Below are 26,653 nucleotides of genomic sequence, written 5' to 3' on the forward strand. Positions count from 1 at the left end.
ACAGAGAGTAAGGGTTCATTGACAATTTGTTAAATTAATAATTTCCGGTCGTTATTCATCTTTCAAATCGAAACGGTATTCTTGTTTAATCCGAATATCGGAAATTGTCGGAATTACACAATCTGCCGGTACGACATTTTTTTCAAAGTAGATCGGGGCATCAGCCGATTTCAGACCGTCAATGCGGATAACCATCGGGTTGATTTCGATAGATTCTTTGAGACGGTTCAAGCTAAGGATCCAGTCGGTTCCGTCGTAGAAAGAGTCGCCCGTCAGATGTCCGTTCAGGTATGCGTTGGCAACATCTCCTTTGTAGGAAATGTACATGCGTGTTTCTTCTTCACCGCAAACTGCCGTCGGGGCTTTTACCTCATATACCGCCAAGTGTTCTTCCGGAGCAAAAGCCGAAGGAGTGTTCCCACCTGAAACAGTTATAACCGGTTGGTTATTTTCCGAAGATAACCAGGTCACATCGGTATTCCAAACAATACGCTCTCCGTTGTTCAGTAAGATTTCGACCTCTGCGATTACATCTTCGCCGTCAGGTAAAATAAATTCAACCGTATTATTTTCTTTTTGGAGCAGAGCCGTTATATCTGCACGGGAATAATCCTTCATTTTTGTGGATTCCGCATCTTTGCCGTTGAGCCTGCAATGAACCGGGTTGATAGAAGCGTAACGCAGATAAGCGCGTTCTATCGTTGAAAATGTTTTCAGCGAGAATAAACGTTTTACCGCATTCCCTTTCGCCGGACGGATCCACTGGCTTTTTTCCATAGGGGTTACCTGATGAACTGTAGCCTGTAAATTCCGTGGAGTGGCCCGGTTTGTTTGCAACATGAAGTTGCCGTTTTTATATATCCAGGCTTCTGTCGACGGTCGCTCGTCGATTAGCGTGATTTTGTCATTATCATATATCAATGAAGAGTTGCTGATAACTACAAACTCTTTTCCTTTTATCGTACCTTTCCAGATATGATCCGACTCTTCTTCTGTCAAAGTGACGAAACGAACTATTGCACCGTTGTTTTTTGTAACTTCTATGGTACATTCTTTTCCTGGTGTCAGTTGATCAATAAAATAGCCGTTCTTTTCTTTTCTGAATGTACCGTTTTTTACTTTAAGATCCTGAATGTCTTTGTTGTCAATAAAATATTCACCTGGAATGAGGTCGTCTTCAAAGAAGAAATAAGTATTGTTGTTTCCTTCTGCCAGGGAACAGATCGGCTGTGTTGTTGAGTATTTCAACAATACATCGCTTAATGATTGGTTGAATGGCCACAGGAAATAAGTTCCGCCTTTGACGGTTACTTTTTTGCGCGGTATACGAAGGGTTTCATTTTTCAGTTTTACGGTAAACTGAACATTTTTATAATCCTTCCGGGTGTGTTTATATAGATAATTGGAGCAGAACAGGTATCCAGCCGATTCATTCAGACGTACGGCCCATTGCAAATTATTCCTGTCCTGATTGCTGGTAGGAAGATAAGCCACAGCCGGAGCGAGTGCCGTACCGAAATCGTTCATGAAATAATTATATTTCTTTGTTTCCTGCATGACCGTCCCCAAAGTGCCAAATTCGCGGATGGGTGCCTGATAGTCATAGCTGACACGAGGACCGGATGATTGGTATGTACTTGATTTTCCGACCGGGTTAGTGCCTCCGGTATACATATAATATCCCATCATATTGGCTCCGCATCCCAAACGCAGGTTTATATTTTCACCAGCCATTTCTTCGGGAACGACAGCACGGCGATGATAGAATGCAGTCGTTCCCACACCTATTTCACATGTGAAGAAAGGGGAGTCGTTATTTTCTCCGCTTAGAGACTCTACTTCTCCTTCTATTTTTATGATATCGGTACCTATATTATCCGACAGACGGTTGTAGGTGAAAAATTCGAAATTGGAAGTTGGTATTTCATTCTTTCCCGAAGCTGTCCACGGAGCTTCAATATAGAAACCGGCGTAAGGAACGATTTCTCCTTTCGGATATTCGCTGTCCATCCAGTGGGTCATGGAATAAATAGGAACGTCAAATCCTATTTGTACAGCCATCTTTTTTAGATTGAGCAAATGTGAAACGATCATTCCTTCTTTTACATATTCGTTCTCTAACTGGAGAGCCACGATAGGACCTCCATCTTTCCATAATAAACCTTTTACCTGATCATATACGGCTTGGTACCACCGGCGTGTATATTCCAGATACAACGGATCGTTCGAGCGGGTTTTAAGATTTTTATTTTCTACAATCCAATCAGGTAATCCTCCGTTTTTTATTTCGGCATTGCAGTAAGGTCCGAAACGTAGATGCACTTTCAGATCCAATTCTTTGCATAATTCAACAAAACGCCGGAGGTTGAGGTGTCCTTCCCAGGAAAGTTCACCTTCGAATTCTTCGTGTAAAGACCAGATGCAGTAAGTAGCTACAATGTCGATGCCTGATGCTTTCATTTTTAATAAAGCATCGCGCCAATACCGTTGATCCATCCGGTTGTAATGAATTTCCCCCATGACGGGAAGTTGCGGGATACCGCTTTCTTCCATGTATAGATTGTTTATACGAATCTCTTTTCCGACAGGACCGGAGTGGCCCATTTGCAGGTAGTTGACGGCTGGAGAGGAGACTTTACTCAAGTCTATTGTATGTTGGGCGGAGATTGCTCCCGCGATAAGAGAAAATGAGGATAATAAGCGTATTTTATTCATTCCCGATAATATTGAATTTAGTTAAGAGGTTGGGTTAAGGAAGTGTTTTTCTCCTCCTTAACCCAACTTTCAGAAAAAAGTTAAAAGAGTATGTTTTACGAAATTTCCTTATTTTACGAAATTCGTAATCCTGATTGTCCAGTTTGCATCATCCCCGTTTCCGGCTGTAACTTTATATACAAATTCTTTTGCTGAAAAGTCGGAGGGGAATGTTCCCATGGCCGGGGCACCACCAACCGGGCTGATACGGGCAGAGGAGGATGCATCTACATTGATTGCCAAGGTGCTTAATGAAACCTGATTTCTGATTTCGGTTGTAAAAGTTTGTGTGGCATCAGGTACTTTGATCGAACAGACTATTTCTTTTGCATTATTGTCGATTGTCTTCTCCGTACCCATTTCTATTACCCGGAGTCTTTTACCACTCTCATCCCACCATCTGTATTCAAAACGAATATTTGTAATATCATTCTGATTGTACGTTTCCAGGTCGTCCAAACCGGCCTTCAGACAAGATGTGTTTATGACGATCAATAAAAGTAGAACTAAATAATTATACAGTGCTTTCATTTTTCTTGTTGTTTTATAAGATGTTTATAATTGGTTACCATCCTTCGTTTTGATCGAGAGACGGGTTGTTTACTCTTTCACCTTCAGGAACCGGGAACAAATATCTTTTCTTTGTAAAGACACGTTCGTTGAAAGAGGTTTGATAGGGTAAAGGGATAATTTCAAAATTCTTTCCATCTTCGGAAATACTGATAGCGTGATGAACTTTTGTCAATTCTTCCACTTTATCTTTTTTATCGGCTTTTCCCCATCGCAATAGACTCCAATATCTGTCACCTTCATGTACCAACTCGATGCGTCGTTCACGTTTATAGGCTTTCCAGGCAAGTTCTGAAGACAAGTTCAGAGGTAGTTCCGGCATCGCGCCATGTACTGTACGGGTTTTGTTAATATATTCAATTGCCGTAGAGATGTTGCCCTGGCGTAACATTACCTCCGCATAGTTCAGATAAGAGCGTCCCAATCGCAGAACTACATAATGGTAGTAAGTCGGGTCCGAATTCAATAACGGTTTTGCCGTATATATGCCTTTGCGATAAACATATCCGTTCAGAGCCATTCCCCAATCACCTCCGGCTTTACTGTCCCAATGCATGTTACCTTTTGTGCGCATCGTTACGAGGCTGTTGAAAAACCGGCTTGAGTCTTGTACGACAGTTGCATAGAAGCGATTGTCCCGGTTCTTATAAATAGCGTCCGAAACATATCCGCCATTTTGTTGCCAGCTTTTGTAGAAACTGCTTTGATTCCAGTCCTTGGCTGTTCCGTCCGTGTCTCTGACTTCGTATTCGTTTACCAGGTCGACTGAAGGGAACATTCCGATCCAGCCTTCAAAGCTGTCGCTCAGTTTGGGGTTGGCGAATTCTTTTAGTTTGTCGTTGTTAACATTCGGAACCAATGTCTGCATCCAGGTATCTGCAAACTTTGTGTTATTCTCATGTCTGAATTGGGCCAGAATAATTTCTTTCGAACCTAGTGCATAATCGAATTCGTTGAACATTTTTTCGTAATCGGTATCCAGATCATACTGTCCGAGGGCGAAAAGATCTTCGCTGGCTTTCTTTGCAATGTTGTAGTATTCATCCTGACCGGATTCGATATAGGCTGCGCCGTGAAGTGCTACTTCCGCCATTAATGCATAGGCTGCACCTCGGGTAAGTATGCCTGTCTCGGAGCTTTTAATGGAGGCGGGCAGTTCGGCAGCTGCATCCTGCAAATCTTTCAGTATGAAGTCATACGTATCCTTGATCGTTTCCGTTCTGGGCAGTTCCATCTTTTCTTCCGGGTCGAGTACGCGGTCTACGATCATCAGTTTTCCGAACAAACGGGCACGGCTGAAGTAGATCATGGCACGTTGCATCTTAGCCTGTGCAATCAGGTAATTTTTATCCTGCTCCAGGAAGGTCGTGTTTTCTTCCATTTTCTGGAGCATAAGGTTGCATTTCCGGATATTCCCGTATATATTCCCATCCGGATTCCATCCGGCATTATGATACCGGTCGATCTGTTCTTTATTTACGTTCGAAGCGTCTCCGTCATCCTGGATGACATCATTGTCCGTCCATTTATCATTCCATACCAACTGTCCGGTGGCATAATTTAGTGAGGGATACAAGAAAGCTTGTGCCAATTCCGCACTTTCCCATACATCGTTTTCCGAGAATTTATCTAACGGGCCTTTATCCAGAATGTCACTACAAGCCGTACACCCTATTAGTAAGGCCACTGATATTGTTTTAATATTCATATTTTTCATATTATTAAAATTCAATTGTTATACCTTTATTAAAATCCGACTGTTACACCGACAGAATAAACACGCTGTACCGGATAACCTCCGTTTGTGGAAGTCGTTTCCGGATCGAAATAGTCTGAAACTCCGGAAATAGTAAAGAGGTTACTTCCTGTCAGGTTTACCCTGCACATGCTGAGCCAGTTTGCATTCTTCAGCAGCTTGTATTTGAAATCATAAGATAGTGACAAGTTTTTCAAACGGAGGAATGAAGCATTTTTCACCCAGAAGCTCGATTCTACCTGATTGTTTCCTCCGTTGACACCTGAAGATAACGACTTTCTCGGGAAAAGTGCGTCTCTGTTATCTTCTCTCCAATAATCCAGTTGATATTCGTTTTTCACATGGACGGATTCGTCTTTTTTGGTATTGACTCCGAATTCCATATTACGTTTACCTGTTCCGTAGAGCAGGCCGGATAGAGAAAATCCTTTGTAAGAGAATACAAAATCTACACCATAGGTAAAATGAGGAGCAGTGGGCATACCGTAACGGATCTGGTCTTCAGCATCTATCTTTCCGTCACCGTTGAGATCCTGATAAACGATATCTCCTAATTTTGTTTCGGAAGATGCTAACCTGCGCGGTACACCTAATATCTGTTCCGGCGACTGATACAAACCGTTGTCAATAAGTATGACTTTGTAATAATCTGTCTGATGTGTACTGCGTTTATACGGATTCATCAGTGTGGACAACGCCTCTTCCTGTTTTACCACATACAAATTGTTATAATAGGTCATGTTTGTTCCGATCTCATAATGGAAATCCGAACCGATATTATCATTCCATCTCATAGATAACTCAAAGCCTTCACGACGGTGTTCATTGTTCGACTTGATCTGTGGCAATTTGGTTCCCAGCGGAGTCGTGTAACGGTCTTCCGGACTAACCAATCCCCCCTTGGTTACATAAAAGAAATAATCGGCGGAACCTTTTAACCGATAGTTGAAGAAGGCTACATCGATACCATAGTTTAAAGAATTACGTGTATACCAGCTTAATAGTTCTGGAGATGTCAGTCCTCCCTCGTTAAATCCGGATACTAATTGTCCACCGATACAGATTGCGTTTTCAACCATATTGTAAGTCGACAGATAACCGAACCGGTTCACACCTGTTTCGGTACCCATTTGTCCATAAGAACCACGTAGTTTTAAGAGGTCGATATTTCTTGGGGTAAGATTTTTGAAGAAAGGTTCTTCCGTAATATCCCATCCCAAAGCAACTGACGGAAAGAATCCCCAACGGTGTCCCGGGGCGAAATTATCCGAACCGTCGTAGCGGAAACTTCCTTCGATATAATAACGGTTCGCGAAGTCATATTTCAAACGTCCGACCAATCCCATTCGTCCGCCCTCTTCCGAGTTCCCTGCATTTTGCATGGTTGTGCTGGAGCCGGCAAATAGTTGATCGACGGTGGTTGACAGATAGTCTCTGCGGGAAGCCCAGAAATTGTGTCCGGTATTTTCTGCTACTGTAAATACGGCTTTGGCATCGATTGAATGTACGCTGGCGAAGGTACGCTGGAAAGCTGCGCTTAGCTCGAATTGGTAAGATTCACCGAAATAAGCTTCTTCCTTTAATGATGGTTTTGTCACTTCCAACTGCGTTCCATCTTTACCGTATTGGGGAGCACGGGCCGAAAGTTTTTTTAAGTGGCTTGAATTTACACGGTAATAAAACATAGAACCGAGTGATAATCCTTTCACCCAGGGTACTGCCCAGTCTGCAACAAATTGTGTGTTCAGGTACATCCCGTTGTTCTTATCATATCCGGAACGTTCATCCATTTCCATCAATGGGTTGTCAGATACTGTACTTAAAGTTCCATCTTCATTGTAGGCGAGGTCTAACGGGGATTTGGCATTCAGGTGATCCCAGATGCCATCGGCGGCAAATGAAGGATATTTTTTCTTCTCCATAGCTGCATTAATGTTGAAAGCAACTTTCAGTCCGATTTCTTCAAAGGTTGTATTCACATTACTGCGGAGATTGTATCTCGAATAATTCAGGGCATCAGAGGTATACAAACTACCTTGGTCGAAGAGACCTAATGAGAGGTAGTAATTAACATCCTTTTGATTTCCTGTCATAGATAAAGAATGTCTGTATTCCGGAGCAAAGTTTTTCAATCCTAACGAGTACCAGTCTGTATTCGGATACAGGTAAGGATCGGACTGGTTTCTGATAACATCCATTTCATCTTTACTGAATTGATGGTATTCTCCGTATCCGTCTGCTATTGCTGCCTGGTTCTGAACATCTGCATATGTGTAAGCATCCAGTTTCTTTGGTAAAACAGTTGGCTGGCTGTACTGTGCATTGAAAGAGTAGACTATTGACCGTTTGCCTTTTCTACCTTCTTTGGTTTTAACCAGAACAATACCGTCTGCTGCGCGTGAACCGTAAACAGCCAGTGATGCAGCATCTTTTAAGATGGAGATGCTTTCAATGTCTTCAGAGTTCAATGTTTTGAACTCCCAATCTGTGGTAATGATACCATCGATAACATATAATGGATCACCACCGCCACGAATGGATATTTTAGGTTCACTACCCGGTTCTCCGCCTTGGTTCTGGATGATTACACCGGAAGCCCGTCCCTGCAGGGTGGATGCGACGTTCGGAAAAGGTAAGTCCTGTAATGTTTCTCCTTTTACGGATGTGACGGCAGAAACTATTTTTTTAGCAGAAGTGGTACCATAACCGATAATGATAATTTCATCCAATGTTTCGCTATCCTCTTTTAACAGGATAGAGAAATCCGATTTGTTTCCGACCGTGATTTCCTGTGCCAGATAGCCTATATAAGAAATAGTAAGCGTTGCGTTTGCCGGAACATCCAGTGTGAAACGACCGTTTATATCTGTGACACTACCAATAGTAGTCCCTTTCACTACGACATTCGCTCCGATAATAGGAGTACCGGTTGTTTCTTTAACAATACCGGATATTTTTCGTTTTTCCTGATTGATTGATCTTTTTTCTGCTTTTCGCAGGGAAATATATCCTTCATTGAAGTTATATTTGATTTGGCTGTCGGCAAATGCCTCTTCCAGTACTTCTGAAACAGGTTTGTTTTTTGCTTTGACTTGTACCTGTTCCTGCAGATCGATCTCTTTTTCGCTGTACATGAAAAGATAATCGGTCTGTTTCTCTATCTCATGGATAAATTCCTTGAGTGGCAGATTATTCTTGCTGATGCTCACTTTGGCATTTTGGGAATGCAAAGCAGTGGCGCTTAGCTGGAAAATTGCAATTAATGTGAGAACTGTCGTTATTTTCATAATACGAATTGTATGCTTTAATTCAATATAATTGACACGATTGAACAATAGCAATAAGTTTTTTTTCATAACTTTGCTCATAGCTTTAAAAGTTAATACTGTTTTTAAATGTTTGTGGAATACATGAAAAAAGGAAGGTATTGACTTAGGGGTAGGTGCTGGTAACACTTGCCCCTTTTTATACCATTCCTGTAGAATGATTTGATTTTTTATTTCATAGGCATTATATTTAGAAGTGAATACTTATGTATTAGAATATATCTATCTCTTCATTGTTGACTATTTTGTATTGGAAATGATGCACTCCTTGCAGGGCTTTCAATATCCTTTCTATTTCATCGCTCTGACGGAATTTTCCGGATATGTACTGGTCGATCCGGGCTGATTCTTTGATAGTGAATTTTACGTTGTACCACAAAGTAAGATAATCCAGTATTTCAGAGAATTTCTTATTACTGAAGTAGAATATTCCGCTTTTCAGGTATTCTTCATTGTCGAATGAAGCGATGGATTTTATCAGGTTGCCATTGGAAAGAGAAGCCATTTCATTGGGTTTCAGGATGATGCTTTCCTGTGGCCTGTCATTGTTGATGACCTGCACACGACCTTCTACCAGGTTGGTTTCAAACCGATTGCTTTCCGAATAGGCAAATACATTGAATTTGGTACCAAGTACTTTTATATCATATTGTCTGGTTTTGACAATAAAAGGACGTTCAGCGTCTTTTGTAACTGAGAAAAAGCCTTCGCCGTCCAGTTCCACAGTGCGTTCTTCGTTGCTGAACTCATTCGGGATTTTGATAACCGACCGGGGACTTAGCCATGCTTCCGTCCCATCCTGGAAAGTCATATAGATGCGTTGCCCTTTAGGAACTTCTATTTTAGTATAAAGGACGGCTTTTTCTTCCGGCATGAATTTATCGGCGAGCAGCCAGATATTGATGAAAAGAATAGCCACGACTGCTGCATATTTTGCCAGATTAAGATAAAGTTTGCGAATTTGCCGGCGGTTGATCCGGTTCCCCAGTTCTTCCATTTTCTGTGAGGCCCATTCATTGTCTCCCTTTTGTTCTCCCAGCTTTGAGATAGTGATTGTATTTTGCATACGGATGAATTCAGCTTTATGACCAGAGTCGGATTCTATCTGATCAAGAAGTTCTTTCTTTTCTGTGTCAGAAAGTTCTCCGAGGAAATATTTATCTAGTTGTTCATTCATGCTATTTAGTGCTTGTTCTATTAATATGACGGATAAGTTCCGACCATCTACTAGTCGAAAACAGAAAAAAATAAATTTTTTTTGAGAAAGATTTTAGATGATGAAAATGAACAGGGGGAGGTAGTCTTTCAATTCTACTTTCAATTTACGGATAGCGGTTACAATATGGTTTTGCACGGTATGTACGGATATATCCAGTTGTGTGGCTATCTCCTCATACTTTAGTCCATTCATTCTGCTCAGAATGAACACCTGCCGGCATTTTTCCGGCAGGTGTTCGATGGCTTTAGCCAATAGATCTTCTATTTCTTTTTCTGTAAAAATGTTTTCATCGAATTGCATCAACGCTTCCATTTTTAATTTTAATTCTCTTTCCTGCAGATTATCCAGTGATTCTTTTTTACTATCTATGAATGTTTTGTGGCGGTAAAAGTCGATACATCTGTTTTTAGCCAGTGTAAACAGGAAGGCGTTGAGGTTTGTCAGGGAATCCAGCATGTCCCGGTGTTCCCACAAATACATGAAAGTATCTTGTACGATGTTTTCGGCATCTTCGGTCGAAATGACATATTCCCGTGCAAAACGTACGAGTTTTGGGAAATACACTAAGTATATTTTCGAGAATGTATTTTTCTCTGTTCCTGAAAAGTTACTCATATTTCTTCCTTTCTGTTACGGGTACATATAATAGAGTATTCCCATTCCTTATGGGCATTAGGGTTTCGTATAACGTGTATTTAGCTCCCATAATAATTTCAAATTAAAGGTTATTTTCTCGATCCCGTATTGAATATCATTACTGTAATCTTTTCATTCCCCAGTTGTGAGACGGAAAAAAGATTTGTACAAATATACAGCATATCCATTGTAAAGCACCATATCAGACAGGTAATTTTTTGTTTCAGGAAGGTCATTGAGATAAATATCCATATCTTTGGGGAGATTAAGTGCTTTGTTGTAATCCGAAGTCATTATGAAAAACTTAATAACTGGTATTTTAATATTATTCTTTTTTATTGGTTGTGCCGACAGAAGTGATAAAGATTGGTTAAGTCCGGGAGATATGAAAGAAGATATCCGGTACTTTTTTCATATGATCAGGGATATACATCCGGACCCGTATCAACGTTATGATTCGATGACTTTTGTTACGTTAGAGAAAAAGATGATCGAATCGTGTTCTGTGCCTATGGCACGGGAAGATTTTGGGTGGCGGTTGATGAAGGTCAGGAAATTTCTGGATGGACATGTCGCTGTGTTCGGGTTTTTCTCCGATTTGGGGCGTTATCGCTTCCCGGCTGTTGAGTTTCGGGGGGATCAGATGTTGTTGGAAAATGATACTTTGTTGGCTGTAAGAGACTCTTTTGCATCTTATACGGCTTTGGATATAGATTCTATGATCCCGTGGGATCAGCCTTCGAGGTTTCGGAATGAAAATATGAATTTGTTATTGAATTTATTACTATCTCCTGCCAACAAAAGTACAATGACATATACAGGTGTCGTAAAAACATCAAACGGATCTCGTGATACGACTATTTGCGTTGATACTCATAGGATAATAAATGATTCTGTGTATTCCAAGCCGTATGCTGCTGTTTTTCATCCGGAGGATTCTATTGCAGTTCTTTATTATAATACTTGTGAGATCTATGGGGAGGATAATGTGAAGCAATACCGGGGATTTGTGGATACCTTTTTTAGTGAATTGAAAAGCAAGCATATAAAATATTTGTTTATCGATGTAACACATAATGGCGGAGGATCGGATGGTAATAATTCTGTCATCATAGGTCATTTGAAAACGGATTCGTATACTTCTAAAGTACGGATGACAGGTAAGCGATCAGGGATAGAAGAGTATCTTGAATCTGATTTGATAAAGAAAGTTTTTGGTGAAGATAAAGCAGGAAAGAACTACTGGATGGAGAGATTTGGGAATCCTATAATGGAAAAGGGTGTCGCATTTATGGAAGAGTCTGTACCGGCTAACAAATCCGGTTATGAGGGAAAAGTCTTTGTAATTATGGGGAATAATACCTATTCAGCCGGAGCTCACTTTTGTCTGGCAATAAAACAGTCGCATGCTGCGGTATTGGTAGGAGAAGAGGCAGGACAGTATTATCCTATTTGCGGAAATGTCATTCGAAGTGCTTTGCCTAATTCAAAGATACAGTACCAGATACCGGCAACGGAGACTTTTTATGAGCCTTCGGCATTGTTTGAGGAAGGGTATATACAACCAGATATCTATTATTCTATAGAAGAATTCTTAAATGTGAATAACTATAAAAAATTGTGAAACGCTACTGTAAAACAGTGTGTTATGTTCGCTGAAAATCCGGTTAAATTACTTAGTTCATACAGAACTAAGTTCAAAATGATCACAAAAATAGAAATAAAACCTATTATTCTCTTTAATAAGTGAGAATTATTCCTACAGAAGGTGAATTTATACAGTAGGAACATGGTGTTGTCCTGGTTTTTAATGATTTTAGCTCTACTTTTTTACTTATCATACTTGTTTTTTTTACACATAGATAATAGTTCTGTATGAACTAAGTATCCACTATCTATCGTATAAAAACAAGGAAGTGATGTTGAAAAACAAACAGAGCAATTACAAAGTGCTATATGAGAAATACATTGACCAAATGTATTCATACGGTAGGGCACTAGGTGTGGATGAGGATACATTGTATGATCTTATTCATGATGTCTTTTTGCATTTTTTTGAACATCAGAATGAAATATCCGAAGGAGAACATGAAAAATATTATCTTTTATGTTGTTTGAAGAATCGGTATATCTCTCAAAAAAGAAAAGATGTAGATTATGAAGAACTACTAATCTCAGATGATTATAATTTCCGGATATCCATTTCCGGTTTGGAGCTTATTGAAGAAGAGGAAGAGCGGAAAGAGATAACCGAACAAATAGAAAATATGATGCAATGCCTTACCGGACGTCAGCGGGAGGCAATCTATCTACACTTTATGCAAGAACTGGAATATGATGAAATTGCTGTTTTGCTTGGACTTACGACTAAAGGAACCCGTAAACTGATCTATCGCGCGATTGACCGTATCCGTGAAAAATATCTCCCCGTATTATTTTATTTATTTTTATCGAAGCATTTTTTTTCTTTTTAATGGGGTCATTTATCCTTTTTGTGCGTATGTATAGAAAATAACGTATAAAAAGAATTCGTAAATGAGCGATAAGAAGATATCAGAAACAACATATAAATTACTACATGATCCTGATTTTATCATGTGGTGTATGGCTCCTACTGAAGAGTTGGACGCGGTCTGGCGTTCCTGGTTAGAAAAGTATCCGGAAAAACAATCAGCTGTTGATCAGGCACGCCTTGCTTTGAAGTCGACCCACATGAATGATTTTACTGTTCCGGCGGATAAAACAGAACAACTCTGGAAACGGTTGGAGGTAAGCATGCAAAAAAGACGTGCCAGAAAACGCCTGATATTTATGCGCTACGTTGCTGCTTGTGTTGTCGTACTATTAGGTAGTGTTGTCGGTTTTCAATTTTTAAACAACAGTTGGTTGTCTGATACGGATATGGTCGTTGACTGTGTCCAAACCGAAGTAACTTTGATTCTGGATACCCAGGAAAAAGTGCAGGTGGAAGATAATGCTTTGATTGCTTATAATTCCGGAATTACAGTAAAAGCTAAAGAAAAAGAGCGGATTATCACAAAAAAAATCACTGAAGATGATCTAGAAAATATTACAATGAACACATTGGTCGTTCCTAATGGACGTCGTTCATCGCTTTTATTGCCAGACGGATCGAAAGTTTGGGTGAATTCGGGTAGTATCTTACGTTTCCCTTCTCAATTTGAAGCGTCGCTTCGTTCAATTGAAATGGAAGGAGAGATTTATATTGAAGTGGCAAAAAGCAATATCCCTTTTCATGTAAAGACGAACCGTTTTGTCGTTAATGTGCTGGGAACCAAGTTTAATATTTCGGCTTATAAAGAGGAACAGGAAAGTTCGGTTGTATTGGCCGAAGGTAGCGTAATGGTAGAAACGGTGGAACATGAAAAAATACAACTGACGCCTGACCGGAAACTGACTTTCGTGGCGGGTAGAAATAGGATAGATGAGGTTGACGTATATGATTATATTTCCTGGAAAGATGGGTTACTTCAGTTTAAAGGAGAAACAATGGAAAATATCCTGATGCGTTTAAGCCGTTACTATAATGTACAAATTCAATGTGCTCCTGCTATTGCAGGGCGGTCTAGTTCCGGCAAACTTGTCTTGTTTGATAATATAGAACAGGTTATGGAAACTTTTTCAATGCTTTATGGTGTTCGTTATCGCTTTGAATCAAATACATTAATAATAGAATAATAACTTAAAAGAGTCGCCTATGGAATATAAAATATGAAAAACACAAGAAATTAAAAGCCCGAACGATGGGCAAGATCGTCCGGACTTATCAGAGATTTAAATTTTCCAATTAAAAATGAAAAACCTAAAGACATACAAATGTATGAAAAAAGTCAGACATATAATTGTATTACTGTTGAGTATGGGTATAACCTGTGCTTACGCAAATAATGATTCGTCTATTTCGATAGAACAAATACTGGAGCAAAAACAGTCTACTATGCTGGACATTCTTAAATACATAGAAACCGAGACCGGTTATGTGTTTTTCTATTCCGATGAGATTAAAAGCGAGTTGAATAGAAAAATACAAACTGGAGTTGTAAAAGGTTCTATACAAGAAATACTTAATCCGCTGTTTGAGAAGACTGAATTAACTTATCAGATAAATGGTAATCAGGTAGTGGTAAAAAGAAAAGCGATCTCCGGCCCTGTTTCTTTACCTGCTGTTTCTCAAAAGAAAAGTATAACGGTAACCGGTGTTATTACCGATGAAACCGGTGAACCTTTGATTGGTGCCAATATTTGGCTGAAGAACAGTTCAACCGGGGCTGTGACCGATATCGATGGCAAATATGAGATTAAAGTAGATGGAGTCGGTGGAGTTCTTACCTTCTCTTATATGGGGATGAAGAGTGTGGATATTGCCATAAGCAATCAGACAACTATCAATGTAACCTTGGTTGCCGACGACGAAGTGCTGGAAGAAGTGGTTGTTGTCGGTTACGGCCGTCAGAAGAAAGAAAGTGTTGTCGGAGCTATTTCTACAGTGGATGTGGCGAACCTGAAAGTTCCGGGGGCATCTATTTCGAATGTGTTGGCCGGACAGCTGGCTGGTGTTGTTGCAATGAGCCGTTCGGGAGAACCGGGGAAGAGCAGTGCTGCCGATTTTTATATTCGTGGTGTATCCTCTTTTAAAGGTACTTCTACTCCTTTGGTATTGGTGGATGGTATCGAACGTGAACTGGATTTGGTGGATACCGACGATATTGCCTCTTTCTCCATTCTGAAAGATGCATCTGCTTCTGCCGTTTATGGTGTACGCGGAGCAAATGGTGTTATTCTTATTACTACAAAAAAGGGAAATGTAGGGAAGCCGGTTATCAACGTACGTGCCGAAGCCGGTATCACCAGCCCGACGAAAATGCCCAAGATGATCAACTCCGCACAATGGGCTGATTTGTACAATGACATTCAACCTGGTTATTACTCGCCGGAGGTAATCGAGAAATATCGTACCAATGCCGATCCTGATCTTTATCCGAATGTCGACTGGCTCGATGCTTTATATAATGATCTGGCATCCAATCAGCGGGTTAACCTGAGTATCACGGGAGGAACCGATATTGTGAAATATTATATTTCAGGCTCTTTTTATAATGAAAGTTCTATTTTCAAAAGTGCCGGCAATTTGTACGATTATAATTCGTCCGTCCATTATGACAAGTTTAACTTCCGTGCCAATGTGGATCTGGCATTAACCAAAAGTACGACGCTGAATCTTAATCTGGCAAATATATATGAGAAATCGTTCGCCCCGGGTGATGATGAGAAAAACAACGATCGAATCTGGTCGTATACTTATATGACATCGCCTAACGCATTTCCTGTTGAATATTCGGATGGGACGATTGCCGGTCCGTCTACTGATTCGGGATTTAACCCGTGGAACATGCTTGTACACTCAGGGTATCGCGAACAATTCTGGAATTCTTCGCAATCTCTGATCGGACTGACCCAGGATATCGGTGCTTTGTGGGAACCATTGGAAGGATTGACCGGTAATTTTAAATTCTCATGGGATGCGTGGAATACGACGACACAGCGTAGAAGCAAAGAGCCGACCCAGTATCATGCAACCGGAAGAGATGCCGATGGAAATCTTATTTTCGGTTCGCCTATCCGTACCGGTAGCGGGGAGTTGGCTTATAGCATTGCACGTGACGGAACGATGACTACTTACATGGAGGCTTCATTGAATTATGACCATCTGTTTGCTGAGAAACATCGTGTAGGAGCTTTGTTCCTTTATAACCATAAAATACATACACGTACGCAGGAGGCAGACAAATTCAAGTCATTACCTTATAAGAACCAGGGTATTGCCGGACGTGTGACCTACGCTTTCAATGACACTTATTTTGGCGAAGTGAATATCGGTTACAATGGTTCGGAGAATTTTGCCCGAGGACACCGGTTTGGCTTCTTCCCTGCCGGTGCTATCGGGTGGATGGTGTCGAACGAGAAATGGTTCCAGCCATTGACCAAAGTGGTCGATATGCTGAAGTTGAAAGGATCGTATGGTATAGTCGGAAACGATGATATTGGCGGAGAACGCCGCTGGGTATACGAATCGACTATTCTTGTCGGGAAAGATGCCGGAGGAGGCCAGTGGAATTATGGCTCTGCCGGAGCTAACGGAGGCGATGGGATCCGTGTAGGGGATGTGGAAAACTTATCTGCTTCCTGGGAAGAAGCGGCAAAGATGAACGTCGGTGTTGAATTTTCATTGTTCAACAAACTGAGAGTGCAGGTTGATTATTTCCATGAGAAACGTACCGGTATCTTCCTTCAGCGAGCTGGTTTGCCTGCCATTGTCGGCTTGTCGGTCATTCCTTATACCAACATCGGCGAAACGATGAATCAGGGATTCGACGGTACGGCCGAGTATTCGCAGAAGGTCGGGGATGTCTATTTGACCGGGCGCACCAACTTTACTTACAACCGGAATAAGTTGCTGAATAACGACGAACCGGATTGGGAATATAAGTATCAGAATCGTGTTGGAAAACCATTCGGTTCGGGTGGAAATTTACAACCTTTCGGATTGGTTTCCTTGGGTCTTTTCGAAAGTCAGGAAGAGATAGACAATAGTCCGAAACAATCCTTCGGTGAGTATCGGGTAGGTGATATCAAATATCAGGATATCAACGGGGATGGCCAGATCGATTCGCAAGACAAAATAGCTATGGGCTACACGAACTTGCCGGAGATAATATATGGTTTCGGTGCTACTGCACAATGGAAGAATTGGGATGTGAATGTATTTTTTCAAGGAGTGAGCCATGTGAACTTCTTTTTAGACGGTTCTACCATTAAATCACCTTTCAGTCAGGGGAATATGGAACGTTCCGCTATCAATGAAGATGTTTACGACAATGTGTGGCGCCTGGAAAATACGGCTGAACAAAATGCTGGTTCGATTTATCCCCGGTTGAGTTGGAGTGGTGCTGCCGGATCATCCAATAATTCCCAGACTTCTGACTGGTGGATGCGTAACGGTAGTTTTCTGCGTCTGAAGAATTTCGAAGTAGGATATACAATGCCGAAAGAATTGATGAATAAAACGTTTATAAAGTCGTTGCGTTTTTATCTTTCGGGTAATAACTTGCTGACATTTAGTAAATTCAAACTGTGGGATCCCGAAAAAGGGAATGGCGACGGCTCTGGTTACCCTCCTAACCGGGTTGTTACCATAGGTTTAAATGCTAATTTCTAATCCATTTTAAAAAGATATATATATGAAAGTCTCGATAAAAACTTCTTTTCAATTCATTTGTTTGGCGGCAGGAGCAATGCTCCTTACCTCTTGTGAAGATTTTCTGGACAGGCAGGAAGATGAAAAATTAACATTCGATAAGATATGGGAGACCCGCAACGATACTCAAAAGTATTGGCTGAATTCCATGAGTTTTCTGCCTGATGATACCGGTGATTTTACCAATTCTCCTTGGCTTGCAGCTTCTGACGAAGGTACGGTTACTTACGATCGTGAGTCGCGTTGGATCAATTTCGGTTCATGGAATGCCAGCAGTGTTCCTTATTATAAAATGGATTTCTATTATAAAGGGATTCGTGAGTGTAATATTTTTATGCAGAATGTGGATCGGTGTTCCGATCCGATCATAACGAAAGAAGAGCTGGCCCAGTGGAAAGTGCAAAGCCGGTTTGCCCGTTCGTACTATTATTTTCTGATGATGCGTATCTACGGACCGGTCTTTCTGTTAGGCGACGAATTGCTAGACTTCACGGCATCGACCGAAGCGCTTTATCGTCCCCGTAATACATGGGAAGAATGCGTGAATTATGTGGTTAGTGAAATGGAAGCATGTATCGCCGATCCGGCTATGCAAGCTGATTATTCGGATGCGGAAAAAGGATTGGCTACGGCAGGTGCTTGTCAGGCAGTCATTGCCCGGTTGAAGCTTTATTCGGCACGTGATCTGTTTAATGGAAATAAACTTTACGCATCGGTGAAGAATCCGGTAAGCGAACAATTTCCGGAGTTGTCGGGTGTTGCCCTGTTCCCCCAGAATTATGATGCAAACAAATGGCTGGAAGCTGCTAAAGCTGCTAAGGTACTGATCGATAATCCGATGTATAAGCTGTATCGTGCAGGCGACGGTTCTGATCCATATGCCAATTATAATGGTATTATACAGGAATATTGGAATTCCGAACTTATCTGGTCTACCGGATATAAAGGACGTTATCAGGTAGGAGTACATACGGTTCCGACCGGCATTTCCGGAACTGCTTACGGTGGCGTTGGACCGACACAGCAACAAGTGGATGCCTATGCAATGGCGAATGGTCGTTATCCGATTACGGGATATAACGGAGACGCTCCGGTGATCGATAAACAATCCGGTTATCAGGAAGATGAATTTGAAAAGACTACCTGGAAATATCCGGCTTGGGCAGGCGCCAGCGAATATGATCTGACTGCACCGAATATGTATAAAGACCGTGAACCTCGTTTTTATGTATCCGTCTTTTTCGGAGGCAACTGGTGGCACCACGGTTCCAGCCGGACATTGATTTCATTTGCCAAGGGAGCCAACAGTAATAAGTCGCACGACTATCCTAAATCGGGTTATCTGGTCAACCGTTTTTATGATCATACGCTCAACTCTGCCAGCGGTCAATGGGGAAATATCGTATTTCCTACTTTCCGTCTTGCCGAAATGTATCTTAATTTTATTGAAGCGGTGCTTGAATGCAAAAAACGGAATGTGGTTATGCCTGCCGGATATGAAGTGCAAGCGATGGAATTGTGGGCAGACTTGCGCGATCGTGTCGGATTGCCTTCCATTACGGATGTTTATCCTACTGCATCGACGGATGAGTTGATCAAATACTGTCGCATCGAACGCCGGTTGGAACTTGCTTTTGAAAACCATCGCTATTTCGATACCCGTACATGGATGATTGCCAAAGAGGTAGACGGGGGTCCGATGTATGGTATGAATGCACAAATCCTCGGTAGCGGGGATGATACGCCCGACGGATTCTGGAAAAGAACAGTTTTCGAAACACGTGTGTTTGAAGACAATCATTATTTGTATCCTTTCAAACAGAGCGAGTTGGATAGGAATAAATTGTTAACCCAGAATTATGGTTGGTAATAGAACCAATTCTTACGAATCTAAAAAGAATTATTTATGAAAAAGATTTTAATGATATCGCTTCTATTCTCTTTGACTGCTGGTTTCATGGCATGTGAAGATCAAAAAGATGAATTTCTGAGCGACTATAGTACGATCCTCTATTTTAGAAACAGCGGGGAAATGCCGTTAACATTATATAAAACCGGCGAAGATACAGCGTATCAACTGACGGTTAATAAATCAGGCTCAGACCGTTCGAGTACGACGGAAGTAGAGGTGGCAGTGCTGGATGATGCGGCTTTGGAGGCATATAACGTACAGAACGGAACTTCTTTCGTTAAACTGCCGGAGAATTGTTACCAACTTGCAGACAACCAATTGGTATTCGATTCGGACAATTTGTATAAAATGGCAAACATTGTTTTCAAGACAGATCTTATTTATGACTTGCCTGCCGGTAAGGAATATGTATTGCCTGTTTCTTTGGTGAATGTAGCCGATTCGATCAATTCGGAAAAAGATAAGATTATTTTGGTACCTTCCGTAATGATACCTTCCGTTTATTTCGGTCAGACTGGTTTTGTTTCGAATACGTTTACCGACGAAGGAGATGCACAGGCTAAGTTTACATTACCGGTCTCTATACCGATGGCAAGTAAATGGACATTCGATTGTACGGTTGCGGTTGACGAATCTTTGCTGGAGGAATATAACAAGAAGAATGATACCAATTATTCGATTTTACCCGGAAGTGTATATTCATTAAGCGGTGATGGAGCCGTATCGTTTGTTCCCGACGATAATTCGAAGGATCTGGAAATAACGGTAGACCGTACAAAGCTGGAATATGGAAATTTTGTTCTGCCGTTACGGTTGGCTGGTTGTTCGAAGGAGGGATTTGTTATTGACGATACTAAGAATACCTGTTTATATGGTATTTCATATGTACCGGACGAAAGCAAATTGAAGAAAGTGGAATTGACTGCCGGTATGCTTTCTTCGAATGCTGTTGAGCCGTCGGAAGGTGCATTGGCAAATTTGTTAGACGGAGATGTGGAGACTTACTTCCATTCTGCCTGGAGCGTTGCTGTTGAAGGTACGCATTATCTTCAGGTTGCCTTGCCGACTGAGACCACGGCGTTTAACTTCTATTATACGACACGTTCGGCAAATGGTAGTGCAGCACCTGTAAAAATCATTATTGAAGGAAGTTTGGATGGCGTATCTTTTAATCAGATAAGCACATTGACTGACGGACTGCCGACCGGTGGTAAAGAAACTTATAATTCGAAGATTATGGTAGGAAAACCATTTAAGATTATTCGTTTCTCAGTTCCGGAAAATGCATCAGGTGGTAATTACTTTGTATGGAGTGAATTTGGAATGAAGGTCTTTTAGACTTTACTTTCCTGGTATAAATATTTAATAACAAAAGGCGGAAGTATGAATGATTAGTTTTCATACTTCCGCTTTTTCATCAATAGGATATATGATAAAGATCATCGTGTCATAAATGTAATTGATATTTGGCACTTTAATATTGTTTTATCATCAGGAATATCTTACCCTTTCTTCTGCTTCTTGTAATCCCTCGGCGACATCCCCATTATCTTGCTGAACAGCCGGGAGAAATAATAGGTGTCTTCTATTCCTATCTTATAGCATATCTGATTGACCTTCATATCTGTAAAGTCCAGGAGCTGGCAGGCTTGCTGTATCTTTAGTTGGTTGAAGTAAGTCAACGGGGCATAACCGGTACGTTTACTGAACAGAACGGAGAAATGAGAGGGGGAGTAGCCGATATGGGTTGCCAGATCTGCTAATGTCAGTTTCTTTTCCAGATTCTCTTTCATATAATGGATAGCGGCTGTTACGATATCGTTTGTGTCGGATTCGGTACGGACGGCTTCGCGATATTGTTGCAGGTAACGTAAAGAACCCAGATAATAGTGAAATGCGGAACAAGCATAAAGAAGGTTCTCATGGCTATATCCCATTTCCAGCGTGCGGAATATCTCCTCGAAAAGATCGTTCCGGTTACTGATACGCGACTGGACACTCGGTTTAATTTCTATCGGGCGGGCAGCCTGTCCGGCGAAGTAAGAGGCCAGCTTCCCTTTGAAATGTATCCAGTAAATTGTCCAGGGATTGTTTTCGTCCGAACCGTAAGCGTGCGGAGCTCCGGCAGGCAGTATGAAATATTGATTGGCTTTTACCGCATATTCCTGCTCCCCGACACGGAACCATCCTGCTCCCTCTATACAATAGATAAAGACAAACTGACTGATAGGTTCCGTACGTTCCCGGAAATGGTGCAGAGCTTTCGGATAATAACCGATATCCGTAATATGCAGGATCGAGGAAAGTGCATCCTTTTCCATCTCCTGTACGACTGACAAAGGGAGCACAAGTGCCCGTTCACCGCTAAAACCGTCTTTTCGTTTGATCATGGTATCAGATAGATTAATGTTGCAAAGATATAATTAAATCGTAAAATTGTCCATCTTTAAGTCTGTTTTATCTATTTCACTATTTACGGAAAGACTGTTTCTTTGCACCATAACTTTAATTCTATTGTCATGAAGCGAACAACTGCTTATTTATTACTTATCTGTCTTGTCTCAGCCATGGGAGGATTGCTGTTCGGTTACGACTGGGTGGTGATCGGTGGCGCAAAGATATTCTATGAACCGTTCTTTGGATTGGAAGGCTCTGCTGCTCTTCGTGGGTGGGCTATGAGCAGTGCTTTGATCGGTTGCCTGGTCGGTGCATTACTGTCCGGTGAATGGAGTGATAAGTATGGACGGAAAAAGATGTTGATCATCGCTTCTTTTCTTTTTGTATGGTCTGCTTATGGGACAGGAGCGGTCGATAGTTTTACCTGGTTTATCATTTACCGTATAATAGGCGGGTTCGGTATCGGGATTGCTTCGAATGTTTCGCCGGTATATATTGCAGAGGTCGCTCCGGCTTCTGTTCGGGGAAAATTCGTTTCCCTGAATCAGCTGACAATCGTTTTAGGTATCCTGATGGCGCAGTTGGCAAACTGGCAGATTGGTGAATATTTTACACAGGGCGGTGAAACGTTGACAGATAATAGTATCGAATGGGCATGGCGGTGGATGTTCTGGGCGGAACTGATTCCGGCAGGATTATTCTTTGTCCTTTCGTTTATTATTCCGGAGAGCCCGCGCTGGCTGGCTACCGTACAGAAGACGGCGCAGGCACGAACCATCCTGTCGCGTATCGGTGGTGAGCAATATGCTGATCAGACGCTGAATGAACTGGCTCAACTGACCGGTAAAAAAGAAGAAAAAGCGAACTGGGGTGCCCTGTTGCAACCGGGTGTCCGTAATGTGCTGGTGATCGGGATCGTTCTGGCGATCTTCCAGCAATGGTGTGGTATTAATGTGATCTTTAACTATGCACATGAGATCTTCTCGGAAGCCGGTTATGCCGTTTCCGATGTGCTGATGAATATTGTAGTGACAGGAGTGACCAATGTGATCTTTACTTTCGTAGCCATTTACACTGTGGATAAATGGGGTAGACGTACCCTGATGTTTGTCGGTTCGGCGGGGCTGGCTATCATCTATGCCATATTGGGAACCTGCTACTTCCTGGAAATGAGCGGTTGGCCGATGCTTCTGCTGGTAGTGATGGCGATAGCCTGCTATGCGATGTCGCTGGCGCCGGTTGTTTGGGTGGTTCTTTCCGAAATATTCCCGGTGAGGATACGCGGAATGGCCATGGCGATCTCTACTTTCTTCCTTTGGGTGGCCTGTTTCCTGCTGACATATACCTTCCCGATACTGAATGAGGTGGTGGGTGCTTCGGGTACTTTCTGGCTGTATGGCCTTATCTGTCTGGGCGGATTTCTGTTTATCCGTGCAAAACTTCCTGAAACGAAAGGAAAAACTCTGGAAGAACTGGAAAAAGAATTAACAAAATAAATATACTGAAATGACTGAAAATGTGAAAGTTTGGGAACAAGATATCCTTCTTCCTACCTACGGTATTGGCAAAGCCGAAAAGAATCCGATGTTCCTGGAGAAGCGTGTCTACCAGGGAAGCAGCGGAGTGGTTTATCCTTATCCGGTAGTGGAAAAGATAGAAGATACCTGTGAGGAGAAAAGTTATCATGCGGTTTATCTGGAGAATGAATATATAAAGGTGATGATCCTGCCTGAGTTGGGAGGACGGGTACAAATGGCATACGACAAGATCAAAAACCGCCATTTCATCTATTATAACCATGTCATCAAACCGGCTTTGGTCGGACTGACTGGACCGTGGATCTCAGGCGGTATCGAGTTCAACTGGCCGCAGCATCACCGGCCGAGTACGTTCCTGCCGATCGACTATACAATTGAACGGTGTGCCGACGGCAGTGCTATTGTTTGGGTGAGCGAGCGTGAACGGATGTTCCATCAGAAAGGAATGGCAGGTTTTACCTTGCGTCCAGGACGTGCAGTGTTGGAAATTCAGGGAAAATTGTACAATCCGACACCCATCCCACAGACTTTTCTCTGGTGGGCGAATCCGGCTGTTGCTGTGAATGATGCCTATCAATCGGTGTTTCCTGCCGATGTGAATGCTGTATTCGATCATGGCAAACGGGATGTTTCCCGTTATCCGATTGCAACGGGCACTTATTATAAGATGGATTATTCCGCAGGTGTGGATATTTCCCGTTATAAGAATATACCTGTCCCGACTTCCTATATGGCGATCCGTTCCAAATATAACTTTGTTGGCGGTTATGAAAATGATACCCGTGCCGGTGTCCTGCATGTGGCAAACCATCACATTTCACCGGGAAAAAAGCAGTGGACCTGGGGTAACGGTGATTTCGGACAGGCGTGGGACCGTAACCTGACGGATGCTGACGGACCTTATATCGAATTGATGACAGGTGTTTATACCGACAACCAGCCTGATTTCACCTGGTTGCAACCTTATGAAGAGAAGACCTTTACCCAGTATTTCATGCCTTATCGCGAACTGGGTGTCGTAAAGAATGCTTCTTCCGATCTTTTGATGAACATAGAACCCGATGGAAAGGGTGCTTTATTAAAAGTTTTTGCCACATCAATACAGAAAAGTCTGCATATTACCGTCGAAAAAGCCGGGGAGATTTGTCTCGATATAACCCGCGATATAACCCCGGAAAACGTACTGGAGGAGTTTGTCCCTGTCGATAGCTTATGCGATGTAAAGGTTTCTATCTGTAATGCGAAAGGAAAACAGGTACTGACGTGGGAACCGGAGCCGGACGTTATCAAAGAAGTCCCCGAACCTGCAAAAGCAGCGCTCGACCCGGAAGATATACGGACAACCGAACAACTCTATCTGACCGGTTTGCATCTGGAGCAGTATCGTCATGCCACTTATTCGGCTACGGATTATTATCAGGAAGCCATCCGCCGCGATCCGACCGATGTGCGTAATAATAATGCGATGGGTCTGTGGCTGATCCGCAAAGGGCAGTTTGCCAAAGCAGAACCTTATCTGCGTCAGGCGGTAAAGACATTGACAGAACGGAATCCGAACCCGTACGACGGCGAACCGCTGTATAATCTGGGACTCTCTCTGAAATATCAGGGAAAGAATGAAGAGGCTTATGATCATTTCTATAAAGCCTGTTGGAATGCAGCCTGGCAGGATGCCGGTTATTATTCACTGGCTCAATTGTCGGCTGCCCGTGAAGATTGGGAAGAGGCGCTTTCTGAAGTAGATAAATCCCTGCTCCGTAACTGGCATAACTTGCGGGGACGCCATCTGAAGGCGGCTATCCTTCGTCATCTGGGACGGAACGATGAGGCAATCGCTCTGATTGAAGATTCGTTACGTATCGATCGTTTCAACTTCGGCTGTGGTTTCGAAAAGTATCTGATAACCGGAGAGGACTCCGATCTGAAAGCATTGATCTCTTTGATGCGTCCGGAAGGACATAATTATGAAGAATTGGCGCTCGATTATGCATCGGCGGGTTGTTGGGAAGAGGCGTTGAAGGTGGCTGATACGGCTATCGGACAACCTGTTTCCGATCAGACGATGTTACATTATTATAAGAGTTGGTTCCTGATCCGTCTGGACAGGAAAGAAGAGGCTTTGGCGGCAATACGTGAGGCGGAAAAACAACAGCCTGATTGTTGTTTCCCGAATACGCTGGAAGCTATTCAAGCTCTTCAGGCTGTTATCGATTTTGCAGCCGAGACTCCGAAGACTCTTTATTACCTGGGTAATCTGTGGTATGACAAACGCCAGTATCCGGAAGCGATTGCTTGTTGGGAAGCTTCTAAAAAACAGGATGAAACTTTCCCGACCGTGTTGCGTAACCTTTCATTGGCTTATTTCAATAAACTGGGTAAACAAGAAGAGGCGGTTGTCTTGTTGGAGAAGGCTTTTGCTCTCGATACGACAGATGCGCGTGTCCTGATGGAGCTCGATCAATTGTATAAGCGTCTTAACCGTTCGCATGCCGACCGGCTTGCATTCCTCGACAAACATAAAGAGGTCGCTTTCCTGCGTGACGATCTATATCTGGAATATATAACCTTGCTCAACCAGTTGGGACGATATGAAGAAGCGATCCGTATGATCGATGCCCGCCAGTTCCATCCCTGGGAAGGGGGGGAAGGAAAGGTTCCTGCACAGTATCAGCTTGCCCGTGTAGAGTTGGTAAAGATGTTGCTGTCTGAAGGGAAATATCCGGAAGCCTTGAACCTGATCGAAGAATGTTTCACTTATCCGCATAATATGGGTGAAGGAAAGTTGTACGGTGCACAGGAGAACGATTTCAATTATTATAAGGCATGTGCTTTGCAAGGTTTAGGTAAAGATCAGGAAGCGGAAACTTTGTTCCTTCAGGCAAGTGTCGGGAATAGCCAGCCTGCAGCTGCTATGTATTACAACGACCAGAAGCCTGATAAAATCTTTTATCAGGGATTGGCTTTGCGTAAGTTGGGACGCGAAGATGAAGCACGGGGGCGTTTCAATAACCTGATCTCTTATGGTGAAAAGCATGTTTACGATGTTTTCAAGATGGATTATTTCGCTGTTTCCCTGCCTGATTTGCAGATTTGGGAAGACGATATGAATAAAAAGAACCGTATTCATTGCAATTACCTGATGGCATTAGGCCACCTGGGATTAGGAAATAACGAAAAGGCAATGAAGTATTTCGATATTGCCGCTGAAATGGATAATAACCATCAGGGAGTACAGATACATCGGGAGATGATTTGATTTTTCCGATGAT

General features: G+C 42.3%; 15 protein-coding genes. 8 read left to right on the forward strand and 7 right to left on the reverse strand.

Annotated elements, in window-relative coordinates:
• Positions 1-51: 51 nt before the first annotated feature.
• From DWX23_RS23230 to DWX23_RS23255, 6 genes are all read right to left on the reverse strand, one after another.
• Positions 52-2,715, reverse strand: a complete 2,664-nt coding sequence (locus tag DWX23_RS23230) for a beta-galactosidase (protein ID WP_122376251.1) — start codon at positions 2,713-2,715, stop codon at positions 52-54.
• A 108-nt stretch (positions 2,716-2,823) separates the two neighbouring features.
• A complete protein-coding gene (locus DWX23_RS23235) occupies positions 2,824-3,285 on the reverse strand; it encodes a hypothetical protein (RefSeq protein ID WP_122376252.1) in 462 nt (153 codons plus the stop codon).
• A 34-nt stretch (positions 3,286-3,319) separates the two neighbouring features.
• Positions 3,320-5,041 (reverse strand): RagB/SusD family nutrient uptake outer membrane protein, encoded by a 1,722-nt coding sequence (locus tag DWX23_RS23240; RefSeq protein WP_122376253.1) that lies wholly within the window; start codon positions 5,039-5,041, stop codon positions 3,320-3,322.
• Between the two features lie 29 nt (positions 5,042-5,070).
• A complete protein-coding gene (locus DWX23_RS23245) occupies positions 5,071-8,448 on the reverse strand; it encodes a TonB-dependent receptor (protein WP_122376254.1) in 3,378 nt (1,125 codons plus the stop codon).
• 169 nt (positions 8,449-8,617) lie between these two features.
• Positions 8,618-9,583: a FecR family protein gene (locus tag DWX23_RS23250; RefSeq protein WP_122376255.1), complete on the reverse strand. Its 966-nt coding sequence runs from the start codon at positions 9,581-9,583 to the stop codon at positions 8,618-8,620.
• Between the two features lie 93 nt (positions 9,584-9,676).
• The gene (locus DWX23_RS23255) at positions 9,677-10,240 is read right to left on the reverse strand and encodes an RNA polymerase sigma-70 factor (RefSeq protein ID WP_122376256.1); all 564 of its coding nucleotides are present in this window, start codon (positions 10,238-10,240) and stop codon (positions 9,677-9,679) included.
• A 316-nt stretch (positions 10,241-10,556) separates the two neighbouring features.
• Here DWX23_RS23255 and DWX23_RS23260 point away from each other — a divergent pair, with 316 nt between their 5' ends.
• The 6 genes from DWX23_RS23260 (at position 10,557) to DWX23_RS23285 (ending at position 20,787) form a co-directional block, all read left to right on the forward strand.
• On the forward strand, positions 10,557-11,885 hold the full coding sequence (locus tag DWX23_RS23260; RefSeq protein ID WP_122376257.1) for a S41 family peptidase: 1,329 nt from the start codon (positions 10,557-10,559) through the stop codon (positions 11,883-11,885).
• 295 nt (positions 11,886-12,180) lie between these two features.
• Positions 12,181-12,735 carry an RNA polymerase sigma factor gene (locus DWX23_RS23265; protein WP_122376258.1) on the forward strand — a complete coding sequence of 185 codons (555 nt, stop codon included), beginning with the start codon at positions 12,181-12,183 and terminating at the stop codon, positions 12,733-12,735.
• Between the two features lie 61 nt (positions 12,736-12,796).
• Positions 12,797-13,960 carry a FecR family protein gene (locus tag DWX23_RS23270; protein ID WP_122376259.1) on the forward strand — a complete coding sequence of 388 codons (1,164 nt, stop codon included), beginning with the start codon at positions 12,797-12,799 and terminating at the stop codon, positions 13,958-13,960.
• Between the two features lie 142 nt (positions 13,961-14,102).
• Positions 14,103-17,498 (forward strand): TonB-dependent receptor, encoded by a 3,396-nt coding sequence (locus DWX23_RS23275; RefSeq protein ID WP_122376260.1) that lies wholly within the window; start codon positions 14,103-14,105, stop codon positions 17,496-17,498.
• 22 nt (positions 17,499-17,520) lie between these two features.
• Entirely contained in the window at positions 17,521-19,407 is a 1,887-nt protein-coding gene (locus tag DWX23_RS23280) for a RagB/SusD family nutrient uptake outer membrane protein (protein WP_122376261.1), read from the forward strand.
• A 36-nt stretch (positions 19,408-19,443) separates the two neighbouring features.
• Positions 19,444-20,787, forward strand: coding sequence for a BT_3987 domain-containing protein (locus DWX23_RS23285; RefSeq protein WP_122376262.1), 1,344 nt, complete (start codon positions 19,444-19,446; stop codon positions 20,785-20,787).
• 164 nt (positions 20,788-20,951) lie between these two features.
• Here DWX23_RS23285 and DWX23_RS23290 read toward each other — a convergent pair whose 3' ends face one another.
• Complete coding sequence (locus DWX23_RS23290) at positions 20,952-21,839, reverse strand: AraC family transcriptional regulator (protein ID WP_122353545.1); 888 nt, start codon at positions 21,837-21,839, stop codon at positions 20,952-20,954.
• Positions 21,840-21,968: 129 nt separating this feature from the next.
• Between DWX23_RS23290 and DWX23_RS23295 the strand changes: the two genes are divergently transcribed.
• On the forward strand, positions 21,969-23,342 hold the full coding sequence (locus DWX23_RS23295; RefSeq protein ID WP_122376263.1) for a sugar porter family MFS transporter: 1,374 nt from the start codon (positions 21,969-21,971) through the stop codon (positions 23,340-23,342).
• A gap of 10 nt (positions 23,343-23,352) precedes the next feature.
• On the forward strand, positions 23,353-26,640 hold the full coding sequence (locus DWX23_RS23300) for a DUF5107 domain-containing protein (RefSeq protein ID WP_122376264.1): 3,288 nt from the start codon (positions 23,353-23,355) through the stop codon (positions 26,638-26,640).
• The last annotated feature ends 13 nt before the right edge of the window (positions 26,641-26,653 follow it).

This window comes from Parabacteroides sp. AF18-52 (genome assembly GCF_003479145.1).
In the GTDB taxonomy this organism is placed as follows: Bacteria; Bacteroidota; Bacteroidia; order Bacteroidales; family Tannerellaceae; genus Parabacteroides; species Parabacteroides faecis.